This window comes from Hominimerdicola intestinalis (genome assembly GCF_054655215.1).
In genome coordinates, this window is sequence record NZ_BAAHNZ010000008.1 from 75,316 (window position 1) to 101,507 (window position 26,192).

The window sequence follows — 26,192 nt, forward strand, 5'->3', positions numbered from 1 at the left end:
TATTCCTTCGTCAGGGAGAAGCTGCTGAAAATAATTATATACGCTAAAAATATTATGCATTATTTACGAAAAAGTTATTGACAAAGCAGGGGCGTTTGGTGTATCATTATACTGTAAACGTTTTACTCCAACGAGTAATACATATAAAAAGAATTTTTATCGGAGGTATAATTTTATGGCTGAATTTTTCAAGGATATTCCAAAGATCAAGTATGAGGGACCTAAGTCCGAGAATCCGCTGGCATTCAAATATTACAATCCCGACGAGGTAGTAGGCGGAAAGACTATGAAGGAGCAGCTTAAATTTGCACTTTCATGGTGGCACACAATGGGCGGCGACGGAACGGATATGTTCGGCTGCGGCACTACGGACAAGACCTGGGGAGAGACTTCTCCCGAGGCGAGAGCAAAGGCAAAGGTAGACGCCGCTTTTGAGATTATGGACAAGCTTTCCATTGAATATTTCTGCTATCACGACCGCGATCTTTCACCTGAGTACGGAGATCTTGCCACGACAAATGCGAAGTTTGACGAGATCGTTGATTATGTAGCCGAGAAAATGGCTGCCGATCCTTCAAAGAAGCTTCTCTGGGGTACTGCCAAGTGCTTCGATCATCCCAGATATATGCACGGCGCAGGAACCTCTCCCTCTGCCGATGTTTTCGCTTATTCCGCAGCCCAGATCAAGAAGGCTGTAGATTCAACTATCAAGCTCGGAGGAAAGGGCTACGTTTTCTGGGGCGGAAGAGAAGGCTATGAAACCCTCCTCAATACCAATATGGCTCTTGAGCAGGACAATATGGCAAGACTTATGAGAATGACCGTTGACTATGCACGCTCAAAGGGCTATACAGGCGATTTTTATATCGAGCCTAAGCCGAAGGAGCCGACAAAGCACCAGTATGATTTCGATACCGCTACCGTTCTCGGCTTCCTGAGAAAATACGGTCTTGACAAGGATTTCAAGATGAATATCGAAGCCAATCACGCTACCCTCGCTCAGCATACTTTCCAGCACGAGCTGAGAGTCGCAAGAGATAACGGCGTATTCGGCTCTATCGACGCTAACCAGGGCGATATGCTCCTCGGCTGGGATACTGACCAGTTCCCGACAAACGTTTACGACGCTGCTCTTTGTATGTACGAGGTACTCAAGGCAGGCGGCTTTACAAACGGCGGTCTGAACTTCGACTCAAAGGCAAGACGCGGCTCATATACTATGGAGGATATTTTCTACAGCTATATTGCCGGTATGGATACCTTTGCTCTTGGTCTTAGAATTGCCGATAAGATGATCAACGACGGCAGGATCGACAAGTTTGTAGAGGACAGATACGCTTCATGGAAGACCGGAATCGGCGCAGATATTATTGCCGGCAAGGTTACAATGGAGGATCTTGAGAAGTATGCGCTTGAAAAGGGCGAGGTTACCGACAGCCTTTCCAGCGGCAGACAGGAAATGCTTGAAAGCATTCTCAACAATATTATGTTTAATCTCTGATTTTAATATTTCAAACGGCTGTGCTAAAGCATAGCCGTTTTTTGGTTTATATCACATATATGTAAGGTAAATTTTGTATTAGATGTATATTGACCGCTGTCGGAAAATGTTGTATAATATAGACTAACAGGTTTTAAATCAATTAATTTCAAATATTTAACAACGAAGTGAAAGCATATGAAAAAACAGATATTTTCCGTATTCCTAGCCGCAGCTGCTGCAATTATGGTTTCTTCCTGCGGCTCAGTTGAAACCTCAGGATCGAATAACAGTGACGCCCTGTCTGCCAATGCTTCAGTTACGAAAGCTTCCTCATGGGATATATCCGATACCGATCCCTCCTCCAAACAATCAGTTCCCGATACGTCGTCACAGTCGGATGATTCCGGCATATCATCTCAGGCAGATGAAAAAACCTACACCATAACCGAAAGCTACGACAACAGCTGGGATATTACAGACAGAGAAACTATAGCCGAGATAGATACCTGGCTAAGCGAAGTAATGTCCATCTGTGAAGATCACAGGCTTGAAGAGGGGGATTATCCCGAAGTAGGCGGAACCGAGGGCTTTATAATTAAGACCGACGGCGATAATTATGAGAAAATGTACTTTGTTACAACGACTCGCCTTGATCTGGCTCAGTATACTGATAAGAAATATAAGCACCAGGAAAACTTCTCCGTAAACTATAATTCCTACGAGCTTCCCCAAGATTATATCGACCGCATAACCGAAATAATTAAAAAGGCAAAACAGTAAAATAAATTATTGAGATCCGAATAAAAAAACAACAGGCAAAAACGGCTGACCCTGCGATAATACAGGGCCGGCTTGATTTTGCCTGTTTCTTATTTTTGTTGATTTGCGGATATCAAGACCGCTTATTTTTTCCTGCTTCTGAACATTACTGCAAAATTCAGCGCTGTCAGAACAAATATAGAAATTTCGATCAAAAGCATTTTCCGGTTTCCTTTCATTCTTCGTTCATTAGACAGTAAGAGCAGCCCCATGCTTTTTATCATGGGGCAGTATATTCTATATTATTCGCTGTAGGCTTTCATAAGCTCGCCCAGCTTTTCTCTGGCAATATCCGCAACATAATCCGGAGCTAATATCTTCGCCTTGCTTCCGAATTGGAAAAGCCAGCCCCAGAAAGTAGGCGCAAGCTGAACCTCGGTATTTATAAAAAAGCTGTTCTCCGAATCGGGATGACATATTACCCTTTCGCCGAAACGGTCTACTACTACGTTCATAAGGGAATTGTCAAATCTTATCCTCAGCGTTTCTTCTCTTCCTCCGTACATTGAGTAAAGTGACTTCTGATTTTTAAGCTCCTTCTCCTCCGACTCACTAAGCTCCCTGCGCTTCGTATCGGTCAGCTCAACCATAGTCATTCTGTCAACTCTGTAGCGGCATATCTTTTCGTGCTTGCTGCAATAACAGGCTAAGTAGTAATTATCGTTTTCCCATATAAGCTGGAAAGGCGATACGGTATAGGTTTCTCCGCCGTGCTTCAGCTGCTTTTTCTTTTCAAAATTAAATTCAAAATACTTAAAGCTTATCTGACGGTCACAGAAAATACCGTTCTGGATAGTATTGATATTGTAGTAGATAGACTCGTTAAAGGCCTTTGTACGGTTGTCAACGTAGATGGAGCGCCTTAATTCTCCCGCCTTGTACTCGCTGGTAAGCGTCTGAAGCTTTTTTATAAGCTCGTTAGACTTCTTGATAGTTAGAAACTTTGACGACGCTACAGCGTCCGCAAGTACAAACAGCTCTTCGTCCTGAAACAGCCTTTCGCCGAGATAATAGGCGTTTGAATGACCCTTTTTGGTAGTTTCGATATTAAGGCCGCTGTCGCAGAGCGTTGCTATATCGTCGTATATAGTCTTGCGCTCAGCCTTGATACCGTCAGCCGACAGCATTTCTATCAGCTGATTACCCGTAAGAGGGTGATTTTCATCTGTCTTGTTCCTGAAAAGCAATTCCATTCTCAGTAACTTTTGTTTTTGTCTGGATACTCCTGCCAATGCTTATTCCTCCCCGCTGCGTTTCAGATCCGAAACTTTGATTTTTGAACCGTCAGGCTCAATGATCGTCATACTTTCAAGCTGACGCCTTAAATTTCCCGTAACCGCCGCTCTGTACTCGTCCCTGAGGGTCTGCCTTTCGGTCTTTTCCTCAGCGGTAAGCTCACGCGTACGTGAAATTGCTGTCAGCTCCGACAATCTGTCAAGCTTTTTTTTCTCCATAAATTTTTACACCCTTACGGCTATGCCCTCTTCGGACATACCCTCTTTCTGATGTTATTGAGGACTGAATCTCTCAGCCCCTGCCGAAGCTTCTTACACAATAAAGCTGCGGTACGGCGCAAAGCATAGCTCCTTACGCCTTACAGCACATTTTTCTGATAACAGTACGCTTAATTCCGTATATCAAAGGGAAGCCTTTCTGTTTCTTTCTTTACATATTATTCCTCGTTGATATCAAGGCTCGGCTATTATTTATTCTGCGCCGTTTTTTTGCCTCTGCTGTACATATTTTCGCCCAAATGTGTTGGTAAAAGATATTATAACACATCTTTTCGGATTTTTCAACGGCAAAATGCACAAACTGTCCATTATAATTCCCTCATTTTCACCAAAAATTATTAAATTTCTTTTACCTCTTGACAAATTGAAAATATGTGGTATTATATTACTTAGAAAGATAAGAACATAGGTTCATAGACTTGACCTATGTTAAGAGAACAAAAGACAACAAAACCGAAACAAAAAAAGGAGAACAGAATGAAAGAACTTTACGAAAGCTACAGAAAGACGATCGACGAGCTTGCGGCTCATATTAAGCGGCTGGAGGATATAAAGCGAAGCCGCCCCGATCCCGACAGTCTCAACAGCCTCAACGCAAGGATAGAGCTGCTTGAAACCGAAAGAGCCGAGCTTATAAGAGTATGCGCCCGCCTGCGCTCATACGTTGTCCCGAAGCCCGTTTCACCCAGCAGAGCGGCTTTACTTACAGGGAGCAGCGCCTCATGAGTACAAGAATAGCCTTGACCGAAACCGAGCTGTGCGAAAACGCTTACTGTTCCAGCGGCGGACGCAGACTGACTGAAAATATGCCTGAAATGCTGTTGCTCTGTATCAACGACAATTTGACGAAAACTCAGAAACGTTATATAATGTTATATTATAAGAGGAATATGACCGTACCGCAGATAGCCAATCTTTACGGAGTAAACAAGTCCACCGTTTCCAGAACGATAAACAGGGGGCGTCAGAAGCTTTCCAAGGCGGTAAGACTGAAAATGCTGGAACGAATGGTCAGATCCTCAGACGAAAGGATGACTGACCTTGAAAGCTGAAGCTCCGATAAACAGCTTTGTACGGAGATATTACGAAAGCGGTATATCACGATTTCATATGCCCGGACACAAAGGAAAAACTCTTCACGGGCTTGAAGCTTTGGATATTACCGAAATAAAGGGAGCGGATTATCTTTACGAAGCCGAGGGGATAATTGCCGCCAGCGAAGCCGCCGCTTCTGAAATTTTCGGGACAGGAAAAACGCTTTACTCTACCGAGGGTTCAAGTCTTTCAATAAAGACTATGCTTGCCCTGACCTGCCGCCGCAGCAGCTCGGGCAGAATAAAGATAATCGCTCCCCGTAATGTTCACCGAGCCTTTATAAACGGCTGTATACTTCTGGACATAGATCCGGTATGGGTATACCCCTCCTCCGCTTCGGTATCGGTATGCGGCTGCCCCGTAACTCCGGAGGATATTGAGAAAGCGCTTGCAAAAGAGCCTGAAGCCGCCGCAGTTTACATAACCTCACCCGACTATCTTGGAAACCTGGCTGATATAAAGGGTATCTCAAGGGTATGCAGACGCTGCGGAGTGCCTCTGCTTACTGACAATGCTCACGGAGCGTATCTGAAATTCCTCTCGCCCTCGCTTCACCCGATAGACCTGGGTGCAGATATGTGCTGTGATTCGGCTCACAAGACCCTGCCGGTATACACAGGCGGAAGCTGTCTTCACATTTCCTCCTCCGCTCCCGAAGTATTCGCCCGTTATGCCAAATCCGAAATGTCATTATTTGCCTCAACAAGTCCGTCATACCTTATAATGGGCAGTCTTGACAGCTGCCTTGAAGAGCTTCGAGGATCTCTTCCTGAAAGGATACGGCAATGCTGTAAGCGTACAAGACTTGCCAAGGAGCGGCTTACCGCACTGGGCTGGGAAGTTAACGGCGGCGAGCCTATGAAGCTTACGGTTTTCCCCGGCTCCTGCGGCTACAGCGGACAGGCGCTTGCCGAGCTTATGAGAGCTTATCGCATTGAATGTGAATACTCCGACCCTTCGTCTATAGTATTTATGCCGTCGCCTTTCAACAGCGAAGAGGATTTTCAGCGGCTTGAAAGTGCGTTTGCGGAAATTCCACACAAAGCTGCTGCAAGCTCTCCCGTTCAGGTATTCCCAGTTGCCAAGGCCGCTATGAGTTTGCGTACGGCATATTTCTCCGACTCGGAGGAGCTTTCGACAGATGAAGCCGCCGGCAGGATCTGTGCCAGATCGGCTCTTTCCTGTCAGCCCTCGATCCCGCTGATAACAGGCGGCGAAATTTTCACACCGGAGATAATAAATATTTTAAAAAACTATAGCATTTTCACTGTAAATGTGGTAAAATAGACCTAGGTCCTGGCGCGGACGGCGCGACTTCGCGGTACGCTCGCCCTGCTCGCTTTGTTTATGCAGACGGGGGAGTTTTGAGCCGCGGTTATGGAACAGCAATTGATATTGGGCATAATGTCCTGGCGCGGACGGCGGTTCTGGCGCGGACGGCGCGACTTCGCGGTACGCTCGCCCTGCTCGCTTTGTTCATGCAGACGGGGGAGTTTTGAGCCGCGGTTATGGAACAGCAATTGATATTGGGCATAATGTCCTGGCGCGGACGGCGGTCCTGGTGCGGACGGCGCGATTTGCGGTACGCTCGCCCTGCTCGCTTTGTTTATGCAGACGAGGGAGTTTTGAGAATTAAAACGGATAGTATCAATACAAAAAGGAGAAGCCAATGAAAAAGCTATTTATCGGTTTGTTTTTTGTACTTCTCAGCATAAGTATAAATATAGGCGAGATTTCTATTGATCTTATCCCTGATTTTATCGGGTATCTGCTGCTTATAAGCGGACTTCGGGAATTCACCGCCGAAAGCGGATACTTTGGCAAAGCCGCAAAGCTGAGCATTATTTTTACTGTTTTTTCTCTGGCGCTTTTTGTTGCAAATATCTTCGGCTTCTCATATTCCGACGAAGAGATAAAGCTAATTCCTCTTTTAGCTGAAGCCGTTTGTTCGGCAGCAGGAATATATACCGCCTATCTTATATGCCGCGGTATAGATCAGCTTGAAAATCATCATCTATGCAGCCTTAATTCCGACAAGCTTATTATTTCATGGAAGGTCATGACGGTAATGCTTATAATTGCGTATCTTACCTTCTTTATTCCGGTAATTACTGCCGGCTGTCTAATGGTAAGCTTCGCATTTTCAATAGTTTTTCTTTTCCAGTTCAACACGACGAAAAACAACTATAACTATATATTTAACAAAAACTGAACGGAGGTAATTTTATGAAACTTGTATATGCGATAGTAAACAGCGACGATACATACGCCGTTTCCAAGGGACTGCTCAAAAAAGGCATACGCGCCACAAAGCTTTCCTCGACCGGCGGATTTCTTTCCGCGGGAAACACGACATTTATGATCTGCTGTCAGGACGACGAGGTCGATCTGGTCATTGAAGCCTGCAAGGAGCATTCGCGCAAAAGAAAGCAGTTTGTTCCGTCGGCTACGGTTCTCGGACCTGAAGGCGGCGCTTCTTATCCGGTAGAGGTAACTATCGGAGGAGCAACGATCTTTGTGACCGATATAGAGCGGTTTGAAAAGGTTTAGGCACAAAAGCGAAAGGAAACGCCGCATTAAAGGCGCGTAAATTTATATTATGAAAATATTCTCCAATGAAAATAATATAAAGCTTATATCCTCAATGCTTGAAAAAGGCAGAGAGCCTCATTCTATTGCGGTCTGCGGCGAAAAGGGACAGGGGAAAAAAACTCTGGCAAAATACGCAGCCGCTATGCTGCTGTGCGAAAGCGGCGGAGAAAAACCCTGCGGCCACTGCAGATCCTGCCGTATGCTGAAACATAACGCCCATCCTGACTTTATTACCGCAAAAGCCAATGAAAACGGAAACTATCAGGTCGAAACGATACGCTCGCTTGTTTCCGACGCAGTTATAAAACCTAACGAGGGCAGATTCAAGGTTTACCTTATTCCCGATCTTGACCGATCGGTAAGCACCTCTGTTCAGGTTCAGAACATACTGCTCAAGCTTATAGAAGAGCCGCCGCCGCACTGTATAGTTATCCTGACCGCTGAAACGAAGCAGACCTTTCTTAAAACCATAATTTCGAGAGTGCTTTGCCTTGCCGTTCAGCCGTGTTCTGAGGACGAAGCCGCCGGTTATCTTAGATCTCTTGAAAAATATTCTGAACCAAGGATAAGGGAAGCAGTTTCCTGCGGTCACGGAAATATCGGAAGATGCCTTGAATTTCTGGAGGGAGATATTCTGCCCGCCGCTTTTGATACCGCAAAAAAATGCACCGATGCGATGATCGCCAGGGATGAATACGAAATACTCCGCTCGCTTTTCGGTACGGACGGAAAAAAGGCCGTATTCCGCCAGTCGCTTGTATTTTTAAGCGAAATAGTCAGGGACGCCTGTGCCGCAAGGCTCGGAGTTAACAGCAGATTCGGCTGTTGTTCCGAAGGTTCAGGCAGACTTTGCGCAATGCTCAGCGAACAAGCCCTACAGCAGCTTTACGGACTTTTCAGGGAATATACAGTCAGGATAGACTCCAACTGCAATCTGACGCTTGCTATGAACAGTCTTTCCGGCGAGATCTGTACGATAATAAGCAGACCGGAATGACGTTTATTTTAAAATGAAAGGAAATGAAAAATGCTCAATATAATAGGAGTAAGGTTCAAATCAATAGGAAAGGTATACTATTTCGATCCTAACGGACTTGATATAAAAATGAACGATAAGGTCATCGTTGAAACTGCGAGAGGCGTTGAATGCGGAGAGGTAGTAATTACCCGGCGTGAAATAGACGAAGCTCAGTTTGCCAATCCGGTCAAGCCGGTTATAAGAATAGCGACAAAGCAGGACTTTGCGGCAATTGAAAGGAACAAGCAGAAGGAAAAGGAAGCTTTCAGGATATGCGAGGAAAAGATAAAGCTTCATAAGCTGAAAATGAGCCTTATAGACGTTGAATGCACCTTTGACAACAGCAAGCTTCTGTTTTATTTTACCGCTGAAAACCGAATTGATTTCAGAGAGCTTGTAAAGGATCTGGCTGCTGTGTTCCGTACCAGGATAGAGCTCAGACAGATAGGAGTAAGGGACGAAGCGAAAATGCTGGGAGGACTGGGGATCTGCGGTCAGCCGTTCTGCTGTTCAAGATTTCTGGGGGAATTTCAGCCGGTTTCTATCAAAATGGCAAAGGAGCAGTCGCTTTCTCTTAATCCGACAAAGATCTCAGGCACCTGCGGACGTCTTATGTGCTGTCTGAAATATGAGCAGGACAGCTATGAGGAGCTGCTGAAAACCACTCCGAAGGCAGGCGCTATTGTTAAAACCGCAGACGGAAAGGGGATCGTAGAGGAAGCAAATCTTCTTACGGGAAAGCTGAGAATAAAGCTTGACAAGACCGACGCTGTCGTTACACTTGACAAATCGGAGGTCGAGGTGCTGAAGGACGCAGTTATTAGGCTTAACCGCAACGAGATAAAGGCGCTGAAAGCTCTGGAGGACAAATAAGCTATTGAATAAAGACCTAGCAAAAAGAAAATTACCGCATAATAAAGCTAACGGACATGAGCAGACGCTCCTGCATTGTTTTATGCAGGGACGTACTGCAAACGTCCGTTTTTTCAAGGAAAATATCCTGTATTTATTCAGTTAAAGCTCAAAAAACATCTGCATCAGGGTATGTCCCTTATCTACGAAAAGTCCTGAGGCTTTCGCGGTTTCCTCTGTAAATTCAGGCTGTCCCTTGACCTCCTCCGCTTTATGATACATCATAAAGGGTATAGGATCGTTTGTATGAGTTTTCAGTGAAAGCGGTGTAGCATGATCGGGACAGATAAGAACTTTATAGTCGTCATACTGCTCAAGCGCTTCAAGAACAGGGCCGAGAATTTTTTCATCTATAAGCTCCAGCGACCTTTTCTTGTTTTCGATCTCATGACGGTGTCCGCACTCGTCGGGAGCTTCAACATGAATATAGACGAAATCCTGACCCTTTGAAAGTTCGCTTATGCAAGCCTGAGCCTTGCCATCAAAATTGGTGTCTATATAACCTGTCGCTCCGGGAACGTCCACAACGTTCATGCCGCTGAATTTTCCGATCCCTTTAAGCAGATCAACTGCGGAGATCATTGAACCCTTCAGCTTATATTTTTCCTCAAAGGGCATAAGAGCCTTTCTTACTCCCTCGCCCCAGAACCACATTGAGTTTGCGGGACGCTTTCCTGCCGCTTCTCTCGCCTTGTTAACAGGGTGATCTTTAAGCAGAGCATAGCTTTTTACCATCATATCGTAAAGCTTAGCCGCATTCGGGGAGTTCGGTATGTACTCCTTTATAGGCTTTCCTGTTATATCATGAGGAGGGGTAAGCGTACCAACGTCAAGCGTTCCGTTGTTCCAGATAAGGCAGTGACGATAGGAAACTCCCGAATAAAGCTGAAACTCATCACTGTTGAAATGCTGTGCCAGATAATCTATAAGAACTTTAGCTTCCTCAGTCGAAATATCGTCGGCGCAGTAATCTAGAATAGTCTTATCCTCATAGTTTTCTTCATCGGAAAGCGTAACAAGATTGCACCTGAATGAAACGTCGGTAGGCTTCATATCTATTCCTATCGAACCTGCCTCCAGCGGAGAGCGTCCTGAATAATAAACTGCGGGATCGTATCCCAGAATAGACAGATTAGCTACGTCAGAACCCGGTTTAAGTCCGTCGGCAACGCTTTTGACCAGTCCTATAGTAGACTTTTCAGCAAGCCTATCCATATTCGGAGTATGCGAAGCGCCCATAGGGGTTTTATTTCCCAGCTCCTCAACAGGATAATCAGCCATTCCGTCGCAGAGCAGCACTACATATTTTGTCATAAGTCATTCTTCTTTCATGAAAATTTTCCGGCACAGCCGAAATATCATTTATATTTTATCATATAACAGCAAAAAAATCAAGGACTAAGGGCATGAATAACGGGAATCTATTCTAAGGGTTAAATATTGGTACAAATTCTGATCCAACCGCCGATCCGAATGAGTAATTGTCTTTTCCCTGACATTCGGCAGCGAAAAGCAGCAAGATCAGCAGAATTGTAATTTTTATCACAAGTTGAATCGCAAAGTCATTCGGATAAGAGGCACAATACGTTTCAATACTGATTATCTATCTGTATAACACAGTTGTATCTTCCGTCGGTATCCGAAAGGCTTTGCTTTATCCTGTCCAGATCATCTTCCAGTCTTTCGTCTGAGATACCGTAGGGTACTACCATATCAAAGATAAGATTTATCCTGTTTTCACCGTCAACTATCCTAAAATCGTGAATACTGTACTCCGGATCAGCTTCGGCGACTGCTTTGCAGACCTGCTCCTTTATCTTATTGGTTCGTTCACAGCTGACAGAAACCGGATCCATATGAATGACCATATGTATCCCGAGTTGAGTTTCAATATTTTTTTCAACGGCGTCTATTACCTCGTGAACCGCAACTATATCGGAATCGTCCGGAACTTCCGCATGAATTGACGCCATTACCCGCCCCGGCCCGTAATCGTGAACGATAAGATCGTGAACTCCGGTTATTCCCTCTCCTTTAAGTACAGCAGAGGATATTGCGCTGACAAGCTCAGAATCCGCAGGCGAGCCTAAAAGTATACCTACGGTATCCCTTGCTATATCAAAGCCCGTTTTCATTATAAGCAAAGCTACTGCCGTTCCGACAATGCCGTCAAGCGCCGGAAGCCTGACAAACTGACCGATAACAGTTGTAATAATTACTGCGCCTGTAGCGATAACGTCGTTAAGCGAATCCCGTGCCGCCGCCTTCAGCGTTGAGGAATTTATCTTGCTGCCCATATAGCTTCCGCTGAAATAAAGCCATACCTTTACAAGTACCGACAGCGACAATATGATAATAAGCGGCAGACTGAAATTCACTTCTTCGGGTCTGAATATCTTGACTGCGGAGCTTTTAAGCAGCTCAAAGCCCATCAGCAGGATAATAAACGAAACTATAAGCGAAGATATATACTCCAGTCTGCCATGACCGAAGGGGTGCTCCTTATCGGGGCGCTTTCCGCTCAGCTTCGTACCGATTATTGTTACCAGTGACGAGCCCATATCCGACAGGTTATTAAAGGCGTCGGATATAACTGCGATACTGTTCATAACCGTTCCTGCGCACAGTTTCAGAACAAAAAGAAAGGTGTTGCAGATTATTCCCAGCGCTCCTCCCAGAACGCCGTAGCTTTCCCTTACCCTTTTATCTCCAGTATTTTCGCTCTCTTTTATAAAGCGTTTTATTATTAGTTTTATCATAAGCCAAAGCCTTTCGATTCAGATACGTCGGAAGATATCCTCCGTAAAGTTTATTATACTATTATTGAAAACCTATGTCAATGCTTTTCGCCGGTGAATACACGGCTTTTGTCAGAAGCAGGAGGCTGATTGAAAGCTTTTCTCCGAAACAGGCAGAGAAATATAAAAATTCAGCCCGCATTAATATACAGACTGAATTTTTCATATCGGTTATTTTAACCCGGCATCAGAAATGAACCGGCTCGGACTGAGCATGAGCGCTCTCGTTTTTAACGACCTGAACGTTATTGTAAACGTCCATACCTGTTCCGGCAGGGATCAGCTTACCGATAATAACGTTCTCTTTAAGACCCATAAGCTTATCGGTCTTGCCCTTAATAGCCGCATCCGTAAGAGCCTTTGTAGTTTCCTGGAACGAAGCTGCCGACAGGAACGAATCCGAATAGCTTGAAGCCTTTGTAATACCCTGAAGCACAGGAACGGTAGTAACGAGCCTTGCGTTGATATCTCCGGCGTCGATCTCCTTCTGGATCTCCTCGTTGATAGCGGCGATCTCGTTCTTGTCAACCAAAGATCCCGGCAGCAGGAAGCTAGAACCTGAATCCTCTACCTTGACCTTCTTCATCATCTGGCGTACAATGACCTCAATATGCTTATCGTTGATGTCAACACCCTGAAGACGGTAAACCTTCTGTACTTCTGTAATAATATAGTTCTGAACAGCCTGAACTCCGTTGACCGCAAGAATATCGGCAGGATTGAGCGAACCCTCGGTAAGAGCGTCGCCGGCCTTTACAAGATCTCCGTCATGAACCTTTATCTTATAGCCGTAAGGGATCGAATAGCTTTCCTGATCGGGGTCGTTGAGATCCTCGCTTGTAACTGTGATCTGCTTTGTCTTCTTGACCTCTTCGATCCTTACCGTACCGCTTAACCTTGTGATTATAGCCGCACCCTTAGGACGTCTGCTTTCAAACAGCTCCTCAACACGGGGCAGACCCTGTGTAATATCCTCAGCCGACGCGATACCTCCTGTATGGAAGGTTCTCATTGTAAGCTGTGTACCCGGCTCGCCGATAGACTGAGCGGAAATTACGCCTACAGCCTCTCCGACCTGAACCTCCTTGCCGTTTGCAAGGTTAGCTCCGTAGCACTTTGCGCATACGCCGTGCTTAGCCTTACACTGAAGCACCGAACGGATAGCTATCCTGTCCTTGCCCTCGGCTTCAAGAGCGGCACATACCTTTTCGGCGTCATGCTCGTTCATAAGCTTTGAACGTGAAACTATCATCTCACCTGTCTTAGGATCTTTAAGATCCTCAACAAGATAACGTCCTACAAGACGCTCTGAAAGCGGCTCTATCTTTTCTCTTCCGTTGCGTATCTCAAATACGTCGATACCGTGATGAGTTCCGCAGTCCTCCTCATGAATAATAACGTCCTGTGAAACGTCGACAAGACGTCTTGTAAGGTAACCGGAGTCAGCTGTACGCAGAGCGGTATCGGCAAGACCCTTTCTCGCGCCTCTGGAGGAAATGAAGTATTCCAGAATATTAAGACCCTCACGGTAATTGGCTCTGATAGGCATTTCGATAGTAGAACCAGAGGTATTGGCGATAAGTCCTCTCATACCCGCAAGCTGACGTATCTGATTGATAGAACCACGGGCTCCCGAATCAGCCATCATATTGATCGGGTTGTACGGATCAAGACCCTCTTTAAGCGCCTCTGTAACCTCGTCGGTAGCGTTGTTCCATATCTCAATGAACTTCTTGGACTTTTCCTCTCTTGAAATATAACCTCTCTTATACTGCCTGTCGATAATGTCAACGGCAGCGTCCGCCTTGGCAAGGATATCCTTTTTAGCGGCAGGTATTTCAGCGTCGCATACAGCAACTGTAATAGCCGCCTTTGTTGAGTATTTATATCCCAGAGCCTTTATTTTATCCAGCACCTCGGATGTAGCCGCAGTGCCGTGCTGATGAATACATCTTTCGATAAGATCGGACATCTGTCCTTTCTTTACTAAGAACGATATTTCAAGATCGAACTGCTTGTCGGAATTGGTTCTGTCAACATATCCCAGATCCTGAGGAATATGCTCGTTGAAAATAAGGCGTCCGACTGTAGCGTCTATGATCTTTGAAACCTGCCTGTCGCCTATCTGTCTAGTGATCTTGACCTTTATCGCAGCGTGAAGCGAAATAACGCCCTGATCGTAAGCCATAAGCGCTTCGTTTACGTCGCGGAATATCTTGCCCTCGCCCTTTTCACCCGGCTTTTGCAGGGTCAGGTAATAAGAGCCCAGCAGCATATCCTGAGAAGGAACTGCAACAGGACGTCCGTCGGAAGGCTTGAGCAGATTGTTTGCCGCAAGCATAAGGAATCTTGCTTCAGCCTGAGCCTCAGCGGATATAGGCAGATGTACAGCCATCTGGTCGCCGTCGAAGTCGGCATTGAACGCAGTACATACCAGCGGGTGAAGCTTTATAGCTCTTCCCTCTACAAGAACCGGCTCAAACGCCTGAATACCAAGTCTGTGCAGCGTAGGCGCACGGTTGAGCATTACGGGGTGACCCTGTATTACATTTTCAAGTGCGTCCCATACCTCAGGCTTTGCACGGTCTACCATTTTTCTGGCAGATTTGATATTTATAGTAGGGTTGGTATCAACCAGTCTTTTCATTACGAAAGGCTTAAACAGTTCGAGAGCCATTTCCTTAGGAAGTCCGCACTGATACATTTTCAGCTCAGGACCTACTACGATAACCGAACGTCCCGAATAGTCAACACGCTTACCCAGCAGGTTCTGACGGAAACGTCCCTGCTTACCCTTGAGCATATCCGAAAGGGATTTGAACGCTCTGTTGTTAGGGCCTGTAACAGGTCTGCCGTGTCTGCCGTTGTCGATAAGGGCATCAACAGCCTCCTGAAGCATTCTCTTTTCGTTTCTTATAATAATATCAGGCGCTTCAAGCTCCAACATTCTTTTAAGACGGTTATTTCTATTGATAACACGTCTGTAAAGGTCGTTAAGGTCGCTTGTAGCGTATCTTCCGCCATCCAGCATTACCATAGGACGAAGATCCGGAGGGATCACCGGAACAACGTCAAGTATCATCCATTCGGGACGGTTGCCCGAAAGTCTGAAGGCTTCTACTATCTCAAGCCTTTTAAGCAGCTTGATCCTCTTCTGTCCGGAGGGCAGATCCTTAAGCTCGGCTTTAAGCTCGGCTGACAGCTTATCAAGATCTATCTCTTCAAGCAGCTCCTTGACAGCCTCTGCGCCCATTCCAGCCTTGAAGCCGTCCTCCCACTTCTCGCGGGCCTCAACATAATCCTTTTCGCTGAGAAGCTGACACTTTGTAAGTCCGGTATCGCCGGGATCTATAACTATATACTTTGTAAAGTAGAGAACCTCTTCAAGTCTTTTCTGAGAAACCTCCAGCATTTGTCCTATTCTTGACGGAGTTCCCTTGAAATACCAGATGTGCGAAACGGGAGCGGCAAGCTCGATATGACCCATTCTCTCACGTCTTACCTTTGCTCTTGTTACCTCTACTCCGCAGCGCTCGCAGACCTTGCCCTTAAAGCGTATCTTCTTATACTTACCGCAGTGGCATTCCCAGTCCTTCTGCGGCCCAAATATCCTTTCGCAGAACAGACCGTCCTTTTCAGGCTTCTGCGTACGGTAATTTATTGTTTCAGGTCTTTCTACAACACCATAAGACCATTCCCTGATTTTTTCCGGTGATGCCAGTCCGATTTTTATTGATTCAAAAACGTTAAATTCCAAAAATAGTACCCTCTTCCTGTATAGTTTTGGTTGCAAATATCCGTTTGAACGCATATTACTGCGGACAAGAAGCGCCCGCAGCTATGCATATAAATCTGTTTATTTATACCTTTATACAACTTCTTAGGTCGAAGCCCGATAAGTCGTCATATATCGGTATTACTCCTCGTCATCACTCAGAAATAAATCGGTATCGTCAATATCGTCACCAAAATCGTCTTCCGTATCAAGGTCAAGCTCGGAAACTCCGTCCTCGTCCTCAGCCATAAAGCCCTCGTCAAGATCGCCGTCGTCAAGACTGAAATCCATATTTTCCTCAGCCTCGGCAGCTGCGTGAGGAACAAAATCGTCATCATCGTCAAAGGACTGTTTAAGGTCGATCTCCTCATTGTTGATATTAAGCACCTTAATATCAAGACCCAGCGACTGAAGCTCCTTGATAAGAACCTTGAACGCCTCAGGGATACCCGGCCTCGGAACATTCTGACCCTTGACGATAGCCTCATAGGTCTTTACTCTTCCTACCGTATCGTCAGACTTGACAGTAAGAATTTCCTGAAGAGTATAGGCCGCACCGTAAGCTTCAAGCGCCCAAACTTCCATTTCTCCGAATCTCTGTCCGCCGAACTGCGCCTTACCGCCGAGCGGCTGCTGTGTTACCAGCGAATAAGGTCCTACCGAACGGGCGTGTATCTTATCGTCTACCAGATGGTGAAGCTTTAGATAATACATATAGCCGACAGTTACACGGTTATCAAACTTCTCTCCGGTTCTGCCGTCGTATACTGTAAACTTTCCGTCCTCGCTCATTTCAAGAGCGCCGGGGTTTATCACCTCATCCATCGTATGAAGAGTAAACTCATCATCTTTATGCTCAAGGTGCTTTTTCTGCGCCTCTCTGAAGCACTCTCTTATATCCTCTTCGTGAGCTCCGTCAAATACAGGAGTCATTATCTTCCAGCCAAGAGCCTTTGCAGCCATTCCAAGATGTACTTCAAGCACCTGACCTATATTCATACGGGAAGGAACGCCCAGAGGGTTAAGCACGATATCAAGCGGAGTTCCGTCCTCAAGGAACGGCATATCTTCCTGAGGAAGAATACGGGAAACTACACCCTTATTACCGTGACGTCCGGCCATTTTATCTCCGACGGAGATCTTTCTCTTCTGAGCGATATAGCATCTTACCAGCATATTTACTCCCGGAGAAAGCTCGTCGCAGTTCTCCCTTGTAAATACCTTAACGTCTATGATAGTTCCTGCCTCGCCGTGAGGAACTTTAAGTGAATTATCTCTTACTTCCCTTGCCTTTTCGCCGAAGATCGCTCTCAGCAGTCTTTCCTCTGCGGTAAGCTCAGTCTCGCCCTTAGGAGTAACCTTTCCTACGAGAATATCGCCCGAACGGACCTCTGCTCCTATACGGATTATACCGTTCTCGTCAAGATCCTTCAGCGCGTCCTCTCCGACGTTCGGAATATCCCTTGTTATCTCTTCGGGTCCAAGCTTTGTATCACGGCACTCGATCTCATATTCCTCTATATGGATAGAGGTATACTTATCCTGTCTTACAAGGTTTTCGTTAAGCAGAACGGCGTCCTCGTAGTTATAGCCCTCCCAGGTCATGAAGCCGATAAGGGCATTCTTTCCGAGAGAAAGCTCTCCGTTTGAGGTAGCAGGACCGTCGCCTATTACCTGACGCGCTTCGACTCTTTCGCCCTTTTCAACAATAGGACGCTGGTTGGTGCAGGTTCCGGCATTTGAACGCTTGAACTTTGTAAGCTGATAGGTATGAAGCGCTCCGCCGTCCTCTCTTACAGCTATCTTATCAGCGTCAACGCTTTCAACAACGCCCGGCTTTTCCGCAACGATAGCAACACCCGAATCTACACACGCCTTGTATTCCATACCCGTTCCTACGATAGGCGATTCGGTCTTGAGCAGAGGAACAGCCTGACGCTGCATATTAGAGCCCATCAGCGCACGGTTAGCGTCGTCGTTTTCAAGGAAAGGAATACACGCTGTAGCAACGGACACTACCATTTTAGGCGATACGTCCATAAAATCTATTTTATCCCGCTCGATCTCAAGGATCTGGTCGCGGTATCTACCGTTTACCTTGGCTCTTGCAAACCTTCCGTCCTCGGTAAGAGGTTCGTTTGCCTGAGCGATCATATAGTTATCCTCGACGTCCGCAGTCATATATACTACCTCGTCGGTAACGATCCCGGTCTCCTTATCCACTCTTCGGTACGGAGCTTCTATAAAGCCGTATTCGTTTATCCTTGCAAACGAAGCAAGGTAGGATATAAGTCCGATATTAGGACCTTCAGGAGTTTCGATAGGACACATTCTTCCGTAATGAGAATAGTGAACGTCACGAACCTCGAAGCCTGCACGGTCACGGGAAAGTCCTCCCGGTCCGAGAGCCGAAAGCCTTCTCTTATGAGTAAGCTCGGCAAGGGGGTTATTCTGATCCATAAACTGCGAAAGCGGCGAAGATCCAAAGAACTCCTTGATAGCTGCGGTTATGGGTCTGATATTTATGAGAGCCGAGGGGGTAACGACCTCCATATCCTGCGACTGGATATTCATTCTCTCACGGATAACCCTTTCCATCCTTGTAAAGCCTATCCTGAACTGATTCTGAAGCAGCTCGCCGACAGAACGGATACGCCTGTTTCCAAGATGGTCAATATCGTCCACTGTTCCTACGCCCTCGCAGAGATTGAGGAAATATGAAACTGTAGCTATAATATCGTCTATTGTAATATGCTTAGGCACGAGCTCGTCCGCTCTCGCCTTTACGTTTTCCATCAGCTCTTCTTCGGAATCCGACTCCTCGAGTATCTCTTTAAGAACATTAAAGGAAACCTTTTCGTTTATTCCGAACTGCGCAACGTCAAAGTCAACGTACTTTGTAATATCGACCATTCCGCTTCCGATGATCTTGACCTCGCGCTCCTCCATCTTAGCGATAGTTTCACCTGTAGACGGGGAAGTCACAAGCTCCTTTACCTCAACGGTAACGTACGCCTCGTAAACTCCTGCGGCCTCGATCTCCATAGCGCGCTCATAATTTATGAACTCGCCTGCCTCAGCCATGATCTCTCCGGTAAGAGGATTTACAACGTCGCGGGAAACGGTATGTCCCGAAAGACGTGAGCCTACTCCCAGCTTTTTATTGTATTTATAGCGTCCGAACCTGGAAAGGTCGTATCTTTTAGCGTCAAAGAACAGATTGTTCAGATGAGTAACGGCGCTGTCCACTGTCGGAGGCTCGCCGGGGCGAAGCTTCTTGTATACTTCAAGCAGCGCTTCCTCTCTGTTGGCGGTCTGATCCTTCTGAAGAATAGTCTGGTTTATTCTTTCGTCGGTACCGAATACCTCTTCTATCTCCTCGTTAGTACCGAAGCCGAGAGCTCTTATAAACGTAGTCAGCGGTATCTTCCTGTTCTTGTCTATTCTTACATAAACAACGTCATTGGAGTCCATTTCATACTCCAGCCATGCTCCGCGGTTAGGGATAACAGTAGATTTAAACAGATCCTTACCGGTCTTATCCTTATCAAAGGAATAATAAACGCCGGGCGAACGAACAAGCTGAGATACGATAACACGCTCCGCTCCGTTTATAACGAAAGTACCGCTGTCTGTCATCATAGGGAAATCGCCCATGAAAACCTCTGACTCCTTGATCTCGCCGGTCTCTGTATTGTTAAGTCTTGCGGTAACTCTCAGCGGGGTAGCGTAGGTAACGTCGCGCTCCTTACACTCCGCAACCGAGTATTTGGGCGAATCGTCGAAACGGTAATCGACAAAGTTCAGCTCAAGCGTACCGTTGTAATCGGTAATTGTCGATACATCTCTGAATACCTCTTTAAGTCCCTCTTCCAGAAACCACTTATACGAGTTTTTCTGCACCTCGATAAGATTAGGGATTTCCAAGACCTCATTGATCTTCGCAAAACTCTTTCGGGTATTTTTGCCAAGCTTCACGTCCTTGACATTCACCATAGGCTCAATCACTCCTTAAATTTATCCGGTATACCGTTTGACGCCGGATATAAATAAAATATCCGCCGGCAAAGATTTACACAATATTCAGAATTTCCAGCGGTTTTCATTGATGAAAATCAACAAAAAAGGTGTAAAACTCCATTATGATACAGTATACTATTATATAATATACTGAATCAAAAGTCAAGAGCTTTACACCCGTCATATATCAGATTTTACGTTTTGCACAAAAACCGCAGAATTCGACCCTCAAAGTTCTATGATGACAGAACTATTGATATATCGTAACTTTTTTATTAAGCTGACCTGCTACGCTTCAATACCCATAATACTTTCAAGCTCTCTGTAAAGCTCGTTATAGGTTTCGCTGTCGCACCTGTATGATGAATAACTAACATTCTCCTGCTTATTTCCGTCATTTACATTTTCTGAACAGCAAAGAATATTCCCTCTAGACAGCTTATTTTCATCATAGTTCTTATCTGCCTGAAGCAGAACCGAAATAACCGTTCCGTCGTCCTGCGTTAGAGATAGTATAAGTCTTTCGCCGCCAATCAGGATATCGTAGTCTGAGTCAAACTCTATTTCCGTACTTTCGTTAACAGCTTTATTATAAAGCGACAGTATCCGATTTTTCTGTTCAGTATCATTAATTGCATATTTCGGGCTTTCTTCGGGAGAACACTTTTCCATACAGCACTCGGCGGAATACTGAGGAAACTCGTCCCGAATCTCGGAAATCTGCTCCGCAGGCTCTGCATTCAAAGATTCGTCCTTATCGATCTGCCCGCAGCCTGCCGCTGTAACAGCCAGTGTTAATGCTAAAACAATTAAAACCTTTTTCATATAATCACCTCATCAAATCAAGTACTCAAATATTGAAAGTACCCGCAATAATCCATATTTATAAATACTTTGGACTGACTCCAGCCATCATTTACAATAAAATCGGAACGAATTAATTTACTCCCAAGCGTAATTTTTCTGTAACCATAAGTAAATACCTCATGATCCAATAAACCGTTGTTGTCAGTATCCCAAGCTACTATTCCAGGAACACCTCCGGAGCATCTATACTGCATATAGTCGGGTTAGTCAATCATTTACTGAAAATTAAACAGATTTTTGTATAACCGTTCCGTCGTCCTGCAAGCGAAGTCTTTACAGTAAATAATTACCTCACTCAGCAGAAACTTCCTGAACAGCTTCACACAGCGCACGGTAATTTTCCACGCTGGTGCAGGTATAGTCCACGGCAGTATCTGAATCTGCTTCTCTTACCGTTACCTTGCCCGGCTCTGATGAATTATTGTCAATATAATTTTTGTAACTGCGCAGATCTATGCTGAGAGTCTACTTACCGTTCTCATAAACTTCAATGTTTAATGATATACCGCCTGCCCAGCCTTCATCTTTAGCCTGCTGTAAAGAATATTCCACCTCATCAGACCTATCCTCAAGAACAGCTTTGCACAAGGAGTCAAACTTATCGGTCTTATCCTTGCTTACCGTCACACGCTCCGAAGTATCATTGCTGTCATTTTCAGGATCGTATATTCTGTATTCCTTATTTACATCGGCAGCTGAACTCTAATCAATGTCTGATGAATCATCTTCTATAGGAAACTGCGTAATAGTAACCCAGTAATTACTCTTTTGAGACCAAACCAAGAAGTTATCTTTTTCTTCATTATACAGGAGAGCATCGCCTTCTTCAAAGTAATTACTCGTTAATTCTGTATCTGGCATTACCCATTTACCGTCCTGTTTATAATTCTCAAACTTACTTGAAAGCGTTCCGACAAAGTTGTACCCGTCCAGCAATGAATAGTCAAGTTCAGCAATTGAGCCTTCATATCGGGTGCCAATAACCATATGAGCATATAACTTTTTATAGTATATCGCTGTCATTGGTTCATCGCCAGCATTCATTTCTGATTCGGATATATCTGAACTGATATCATCGGTTACAGTTTGACCTGAAGTGTTTTCATTATTTGATCTTAAGTCGGTCGATTCAGTTTCTGTATTCGCTTTTTCGGTATTACTGCACGATACAAGCAATAATGAAGTCATTGCCGCAAGCATTATTGTTTTTACTGTTTTCATAATCATCAGCCCTTCTGATTATTTATTTAATTTAGTTATCAATAGCAACACCATATAATAAATACTATGTTATTTTTTCGAGAATCTGCCAAACCGAAAATTCAATTTCTAAAAGTACCTATAGTTTTATGCGGTATTCCCTAGTAAATCGTTCTATACCAATCAGTATATGAACCATAATAAAATTGTGATGGGTCAGACATTGCCGCATAAGAAACGTACTGATATACCTTACTGTCTTTATTTGGATCACATATTGTATAAACCGAGTGATCAGTATAGATCGTAATTCCGCTAATTATCACAGCATGTGCAGATGTACTGTTTCTTACATCAATCTGGACCGGTTTATTATTATTTATTGCCGTAGATACGGTTCCCGCTCCTACTCCGGATTCACTGTATGCTGCGCTTATCCCATAATATGGATACTCCCTTTTATACCAAGTCATAGTTCCTAAAGGCTCATCGGAATATTTGTTATACATTGCATAATAAACATCTCTTGCCGTTAAGTTTTTCCCTTTTGTATAGTTGATTTTCATTGCTCCTGAAGCAGCCCAGCACAACCATTTTCCTGTTTTGGGACTTGTGCTGTTTTTAACTATATTTACAGATAACTGTTTGTTGAAAACTACTGAAGCTCTGGTTCTGGGTGCTTGAATTGTAAATAAGTACTCAGCAGATATTGGTTCAAAACTACAAATTGACCGGTCAAACGATAAGAACAGCGTATCGTCAGAAACATCAATCGAACTGTATAAAACGTCATCTTCAGATATTATATATAAAATATCATTCTTGTAGCCGATCGCCACTGTTGTTCCTGAATCCAGCGCCTCATTTACCTCTTCTGAAGTAAAGCTGAAATAATTCGATCCATAAGAATTATTGATCTCATAAACAGCATATAATCCGATAACTTCATCATCTGAGATAACAAAGTATTGATTTTCATTTTCGACAATTGTATTCGTGTCAAGATCCATAACTTCAAATTCATTACTTAACTGATAACTATCTCCATTTTCATAGCCGTTTAACTGCAATATATCATTTAAAACGCTTTGAGCATAATTTTCGATGTTTCCATCACTTTCTTCTGCAAAAGATTTAAAGCCGCCAAATGAACACAAAGTAGATATAATTGCCGCGATTATCGTTAATGATACTAAACGTTTAAACATTTCGGACACATCCTTTCTATATACTATTATATAGTATATAGTCAGTCAAGTCAATCATTTACAGCAAATTATACATGTATTTGTATAAATACCCAATTAACCCCTTGAAATTTTGTGTAATTCGACCCGTGCATAAACAGTAAATGCCCGCCTGCTACTTCCAGTATTTTCTGTCAAGACTTCGGTACTGAACAGCCTGAGCTATATGCGTCTTTTCAATTATCTGCGAGTCTTCCATATCTGCGCAGGTTCTTGCTACCTTTAATATGCGGTCGTAGGCTCTGGCGGAAAGTCCCAGCTTATCGAATACGTTTTTCAGCATTTCCCTTGCTTCCTCCGTCATAGGACATACCTCCTGCATTATATCGCTGGTTATACGGGCATTGCAGGTTATACCGGTATTTCGGAACCGTTTGTTCTGAATATCTCTTGCTTTCTGTACTCTGATACGGATACTTTCAGAGGATTCCTCCTTTTGCTTTGAGGAAAGCTCGGAAAACTCCACCGGAGCTACCTCGGCATGAATATCGAAGCGGTCAAGCAGAGGCCCTGAAACCTTTGACAGATAACCTGTCACCTGCTTCTGAGAGCAAATGCACCTTCTCGACGGGTGACCGTAATAGCCGCAGGGGCAGGGATTCATTGCCGCAATAAGCATAAACGAACAGGGATATGTAACGCTTCCCGAAACCCTCGAAATAGTTACCTGTCTGTCCTCAAGCGGCTGACGGAGTATTTCCAGTGCAGGACGTGAAAATTCAGCAAGCTCGTCAAGAAACAGCAGTCCGTTGTGAGCAAGGGAAATCTCCCCCGGTCTGGGTACCGAGCCTCCTCCTGACAATCCCGCCGCAGAAACAGTATGATGAGGAGATCGGAAGGGTCTTGACGAAACCAGAGGATTATCCTTGTCCAGAAGTCCGGCTACCGAATGTATATTCGTCGTTTCTATAGATTCCTCGAAGGTCATTTCGGGAAGTATTGAGGGCATACGCTTTGCAAGCATTGATTTTCCCGAGCCGGGAGGTCCTACCATAAGTACGTTATGTCCCCCTGCCGCAGCGATCTCAAGCGCTTTTTTTGCGCTCTGCTGACCCTTTACGTCAGCGAAGTCAAGTCCTGCGTCTTTATGCCCCGAAGCAGGGACAGGCTTTGCAGGAAGCATTACCGCCCTGCCGGAAAAATGCAGTACAAGCTGAGCCACGCTTTCAACTCCGTATACCTTTATTCCGTCTATTACCGCCGCTTCTCTTGCATTTTCAAAAGGAACGTAGATCTCCTCAAATCCGGAGTTTCTCGCAAGTATAGTCATGGGCAGTACGCCGTGAATACCTCTTATTTCACCGTTTAACGAAACCTCTCCTATAAATACCGCCTTTTCCGTCCGGCTCTCTGAACAGAGTCCGAGAACGGAAAGCAGGGCGACCGCTATTCCAAGGTCGTGAACCGAGCCTGACTTCTTTCTGTCCGCAGGAGCAAGATTTACCATTACTCTCATTACGGGGAAATTAATGCTGCTGCACCTCAGCGCCGAGCGTATTCTTTCACGGCTCTCCTTTACTGCGGCGTCGGCAAGTCCTACTATATCAAAGCTCTGCATTCCCCTGCTTGCCTCGATCTCAACGTCTACAGGAAAAGCATTCAGTCCCATAAGTCCCAGACTGTTTATTTTTGCAAACATATTATAACTTACTCCCTGATTTTATTTTTTGCAGCCGGTCAGATGTCCGAAGAAAACTGCCTGAAGAAATCCAGCATATCTCTGTAAACCTCTCTTCGGTTTGTTTCGTTTATAAGCTCGTGCCTTGCTCCTCCGTAAAGCTTCAGTCTTACGTCGCAGCCGTTTTCAAGCATATTACTGTAAACTTTCTTAACTCCTTCACCGTAGCTTCCGACAGGATCGCTGCCCCCTGACGCCAGAAGCACAGGAAGATCCTTTCTGAACGATGAATACCATTTATCATTGCTTACATACCAAAGCACCTTCATAAGATTTTCAAAGCCGTTAAGCGTAAATATAAAAGTACAAAGCCCGTCCGCACTGTATTTGTCAACTATCTCAGTATCCCTTGAGATCCAGTCATACGGCGTTCTGTTCCCCTCTATTTTTCTGTTGTAAGCGCCGAACGCAATATTATCCACCAGCGCACTTCTGTATTTATCTCCCCGTACCCGCTCCAGAGCGCCGATAAACGCAAGCATTCCCGGTATTCCGTCAATTCCGCCGCTTGTTCCGCAAAAGACTGCCGCGTCAAGTTCAAAGCCGTATCTGATACAGTACGCCCTTGCCATAAAGCTGCCCATACTGTGTCCGAACATAAAATAAGGAACTGAGGGATAATTCTTTTTCATTATTTTCGTAAGGGTATGCAGATCGCCGACAGCTGTTTCCCAGCCGTTTTTTTTACAGAAGTATCCCAGCTCGTCCCGTGAGTTTACGCTTTCTCCGTGACCTAAATGATCATTTCCGCAGACAACAAAGCCATGTGCGGCAAGATACTCCGCAAAGTCACGGTAGCGCATTATATATTCGCACATTCCGTGCGAGATCTGCACCACTCCCCTGACAGCTCCCTGCGGAAACCATACATGATAGCTGATATTGTGAATACCGTCCCTGCTCTTATATGACGATCTTATATTTGTACACTCCATAAATTCATTTCCTCCTACAACTGATATATTTTGTCGTTTTTCATTATTATACCACGGCGAGTTATAAATTACAAGGTTTGCAAGCCGTTATTTTCTGCAAAAGCCGTAATATTTGCCTCTTACCTATAAGCTGAAACGAATCACAAAATAATAAAACGTAAATTTTTTATTATTCCCCTTGCTTAACGGCGGAAATGTGATATAATATTTATGGTTATTTTATTTTAATTCAGAAATTT

Annotated in this window: 21 protein-coding genes; 9 read left to right on the forward strand and 12 right to left on the reverse strand. The window is 44.8% G+C overall.

What is annotated here, in order from left to right; translation table 11 throughout:
• The first annotated feature begins 175 nt into the window (after positions 1–175).
• Together xylA and ACYQ0H_RS08395 are read left to right on the forward strand one after the other, a co-directional pair.
• A complete protein-coding gene (gene xylA / locus ACYQ0H_RS08390; RefSeq protein ID WP_459812399.1) occupies positions 176–1,501 on the forward strand; it encodes a xylose isomerase in 1,326 nt (441 codons plus the stop codon).
• Between the two features lie 177 nt (positions 1,502–1,678).
• A complete protein-coding gene (locus tag ACYQ0H_RS08395) occupies positions 1,679–2,263 on the forward strand; it encodes a hypothetical protein (RefSeq protein WP_459812400.1) in 585 nt (194 codons plus the stop codon).
• Between the two features lie 281 nt (positions 2,264–2,544).
• Here the strand turns inward: ACYQ0H_RS08395 and ACYQ0H_RS08400 are convergent, their stop codons facing one another.
• Both ACYQ0H_RS08400 and ACYQ0H_RS08405 read right to left on the reverse strand, forming a co-directional pair.
• A complete protein-coding gene (locus ACYQ0H_RS08400) occupies positions 2,545–3,534 on the reverse strand; it encodes a helix-turn-helix transcriptional regulator (protein WP_459812401.1) in 990 nt (329 codons plus the stop codon).
• Positions 3,535–3,537: 3 nt separating this feature from the next.
• Positions 3,538–3,756 (reverse strand): DUF896 domain-containing protein, encoded by a 219-nt coding sequence (locus tag ACYQ0H_RS08405; protein WP_459812402.1) that lies wholly within the window; start codon positions 3,754–3,756, stop codon positions 3,538–3,540.
• A 537-nt stretch (positions 3,757–4,293) separates the two neighbouring features.
• Here ACYQ0H_RS08405 and ACYQ0H_RS08410 point away from each other — a divergent pair.
• From ACYQ0H_RS08410 to ACYQ0H_RS08440, 7 genes are all read left to right on the forward strand, one after another.
• Complete coding sequence (locus ACYQ0H_RS08410; RefSeq protein WP_459812403.1) at positions 4,294–4,542, forward strand: hypothetical protein; 249 nt, start codon at positions 4,294–4,296, stop codon at positions 4,540–4,542.
• The gene (locus ACYQ0H_RS08415; protein ID WP_459812404.1) at positions 4,539–4,868 is read left to right on the forward strand and encodes a sigma factor-like helix-turn-helix DNA-binding protein; all 330 of its coding nucleotides are present in this window, start codon (positions 4,539–4,541) and stop codon (positions 4,866–4,868) included. The genes ACYQ0H_RS08410 and ACYQ0H_RS08415 overlap by 4 nt, the downstream gene beginning before the upstream one ends.
• The gene (locus ACYQ0H_RS08420) at positions 4,858–6,198 is read left to right on the forward strand and encodes an aminotransferase class I/II-fold pyridoxal phosphate-dependent enzyme (RefSeq protein WP_459812405.1); all 1,341 of its coding nucleotides are present in this window, start codon (positions 4,858–4,860) and stop codon (positions 6,196–6,198) included. The genes ACYQ0H_RS08415 and ACYQ0H_RS08420 overlap by 11 nt, the downstream gene beginning before the upstream one ends.
• Before the next feature lie 382 nt (positions 6,199–6,580).
• Positions 6,581–7,123 (forward strand): hypothetical protein, encoded by a 543-nt coding sequence (locus tag ACYQ0H_RS08425; protein ID WP_459812406.1) that lies wholly within the window; start codon positions 6,581–6,583, stop codon positions 7,121–7,123.
• A gap of 14 nt (positions 7,124–7,137) precedes the next feature.
• Positions 7,138–7,461: a cyclic-di-AMP receptor gene (locus ACYQ0H_RS08430; protein ID WP_459812407.1), complete on the forward strand. Its 324-nt coding sequence runs from the start codon at positions 7,138–7,140 to the stop codon at positions 7,459–7,461.
• Between the two features lie 49 nt (positions 7,462–7,510).
• Entirely contained in the window at positions 7,511–8,500 is a 990-nt protein-coding gene (locus ACYQ0H_RS08435; protein WP_459812408.1) for a DNA polymerase III subunit, read from the forward strand.
• A gap of 30 nt (positions 8,501–8,530) precedes the next feature.
• Positions 8,531–9,394, forward strand: a complete 864-nt coding sequence (locus ACYQ0H_RS08440) for a PSP1 domain-containing protein (RefSeq protein WP_459812409.1) — start codon at positions 8,531–8,533, stop codon at positions 9,392–9,394.
• Between the two features lie 141 nt (positions 9,395–9,535).
• Here the strand turns inward: ACYQ0H_RS08440 and ACYQ0H_RS08445 are convergent, their stop codons facing one another.
• From ACYQ0H_RS08445 to ACYQ0H_RS08490, 10 genes are all read right to left on the reverse strand, one after another.
• Complete coding sequence (locus ACYQ0H_RS08445) at positions 9,536–10,747, reverse strand: cofactor-independent phosphoglycerate mutase (protein ID WP_459812410.1); 1,212 nt, start codon at positions 10,745–10,747, stop codon at positions 9,536–9,538.
• A gap of 275 nt (positions 10,748–11,022) precedes the next feature.
• Positions 11,023–12,192 (reverse strand): cation diffusion facilitator family transporter, encoded by a 1,170-nt coding sequence (locus ACYQ0H_RS08450; protein WP_459812411.1) that lies wholly within the window; start codon positions 12,190–12,192, stop codon positions 11,023–11,025.
• Between the two features lie 226 nt (positions 12,193–12,418).
• A complete protein-coding gene (gene rpoC / locus ACYQ0H_RS08455) occupies positions 12,419–15,988 on the reverse strand; it encodes a DNA-directed RNA polymerase subunit beta' (protein WP_459812412.1) in 3,570 nt (1,189 codons plus the stop codon).
• Between the two features lie 159 nt (positions 15,989–16,147).
• The gene (rpoB, locus tag ACYQ0H_RS08460) at positions 16,148–20,002 is read right to left on the reverse strand and encodes a DNA-directed RNA polymerase subunit beta (RefSeq protein WP_459812413.1); all 3,855 of its coding nucleotides are present in this window, start codon (positions 20,000–20,002) and stop codon (positions 16,148–16,150) included.
• Positions 20,003–20,314: 312 nt separating this feature from the next.
• A complete protein-coding gene (locus tag ACYQ0H_RS08465; RefSeq protein WP_459812414.1) occupies positions 20,315–20,851 on the reverse strand; it encodes a hypothetical protein in 537 nt (178 codons plus the stop codon).
• A 507-nt stretch (positions 20,852–21,358) separates the two neighbouring features.
• Entirely contained in the window at positions 21,359–21,520 is a 162-nt protein-coding gene (locus tag ACYQ0H_RS08470) for a hypothetical protein (protein WP_459812415.1), read from the reverse strand.
• 75 nt (positions 21,521–21,595) lie between these two features.
• Positions 21,596–22,114 (reverse strand): hypothetical protein, encoded by a 519-nt coding sequence (locus ACYQ0H_RS08475; RefSeq protein ID WP_459812416.1) that lies wholly within the window; start codon positions 22,112–22,114, stop codon positions 21,596–21,598.
• A 140-nt stretch (positions 22,115–22,254) separates the two neighbouring features.
• Positions 22,255–23,301 (reverse strand): papain-like cysteine protease family protein, encoded by a 1,047-nt coding sequence (locus tag ACYQ0H_RS08480; RefSeq protein ID WP_459812417.1) that lies wholly within the window; start codon positions 23,299–23,301, stop codon positions 22,255–22,257.
• Positions 23,302–23,455: 154 nt separating this feature from the next.
• Positions 23,456–24,979 (reverse strand): YifB family Mg chelatase-like AAA ATPase, encoded by a 1,524-nt coding sequence (locus ACYQ0H_RS08485; protein ID WP_459812418.1) that lies wholly within the window; start codon positions 24,977–24,979, stop codon positions 23,456–23,458.
• A 38-nt stretch (positions 24,980–25,017) separates the two neighbouring features.
• Positions 25,018–25,953 (reverse strand): alpha/beta fold hydrolase, encoded by a 936-nt coding sequence (locus ACYQ0H_RS08490; protein WP_459812419.1) that lies wholly within the window; start codon positions 25,951–25,953, stop codon positions 25,018–25,020.
• Between the last annotated feature and the right edge of the window lie 239 nt (positions 25,954–26,192).

Bases quoted from the DNA above. Each gene is read 5' to 3' on its own strand.
- xylA (WP_459812399.1), top strand. From the start codon at position 176: ATGGCTGAATTTTTCAAGGATATTCCAAAGATCAAGTATGAGGGACCT.
- ACYQ0H_RS08395 (WP_459812400.1), top strand. From the start codon at position 1,679: ATGAAAAAACAGATATTTTCCGTATTCCTAGCCGCAGCTGCTGCAATT.
- ACYQ0H_RS08405 (WP_459812402.1), bottom strand. From the start codon at position 3,756: ATGGAGAAAAAAAAGCTTGACAGATTGTCGGAGCTGACAGCAATTTCA.
- ACYQ0H_RS08410 (WP_459812403.1), top strand. From the start codon at position 4,294: ATGAAAGAACTTTACGAAAGCTACAGAAAGACGATCGACGAGCTTGCG.
- ACYQ0H_RS08415 (WP_459812404.1), top strand. From the start codon at position 4,539: ATGAGTACAAGAATAGCCTTGACCGAAACCGAGCTGTGCGAAAACGCT.
- ACYQ0H_RS08425 (WP_459812406.1), top strand. From the start codon at position 6,581: ATGAAAAAGCTATTTATCGGTTTGTTTTTTGTACTTCTCAGCATAAGT.
- ACYQ0H_RS08430 (WP_459812407.1), top strand. From the start codon at position 7,138: ATGAAACTTGTATATGCGATAGTAAACAGCGACGATACATACGCCGTT.
- ACYQ0H_RS08435 (WP_459812408.1), top strand. From the start codon at position 7,511: ATGAAAATATTCTCCAATGAAAATAATATAAAGCTTATATCCTCAATG.
- ACYQ0H_RS08440 (WP_459812409.1), top strand. From the start codon at position 8,531: ATGCTCAATATAATAGGAGTAAGGTTCAAATCAATAGGAAAGGTATAC.
- ACYQ0H_RS08445 (WP_459812410.1), bottom strand. From the start codon at position 10,747: ATGACAAAATATGTAGTGCTGCTCTGCGACGGAATGGCTGATTATCCT.
- ACYQ0H_RS08450 (WP_459812411.1), bottom strand. From the start codon at position 12,192: ATGATAAAACTAATAATAAAACGCTTTATAAAAGAGAGCGAAAATACT.
- rpoB (WP_459812413.1), bottom strand. From the start codon at position 20,002: ATGGTGAATGTCAAGGACGTGAAGCTTGGCAAAAATACCCGAAAGAGT.
- ACYQ0H_RS08465 (WP_459812414.1), bottom strand. From the start codon at position 20,851: ATGAAAAAGGTTTTAATTGTTTTAGCATTAACACTGGCTGTTACAGCG.
- ACYQ0H_RS08475 (WP_459812416.1), bottom strand. From the start codon at position 22,114: ATGAAAACAGTAAAAACAATAATGCTTGCGGCAATGACTTCATTATTG.
- ACYQ0H_RS08480 (WP_459812417.1), bottom strand. From the start codon at position 23,301: ATGTTTAAACGTTTAGTATCATTAACGATAATCGCGGCAATTATATCT.
- ACYQ0H_RS08485 (WP_459812418.1), bottom strand. From the start codon at position 24,979: ATGTTTGCAAAAATAAACAGTCTGGGACTTATGGGACTGAATGCTTTT.
- ACYQ0H_RS08490 (WP_459812419.1), bottom strand. From the start codon at position 25,953: ATGGAGTGTACAAATATAAGATCGTCATATAAGAGCAGGGACGGTATT.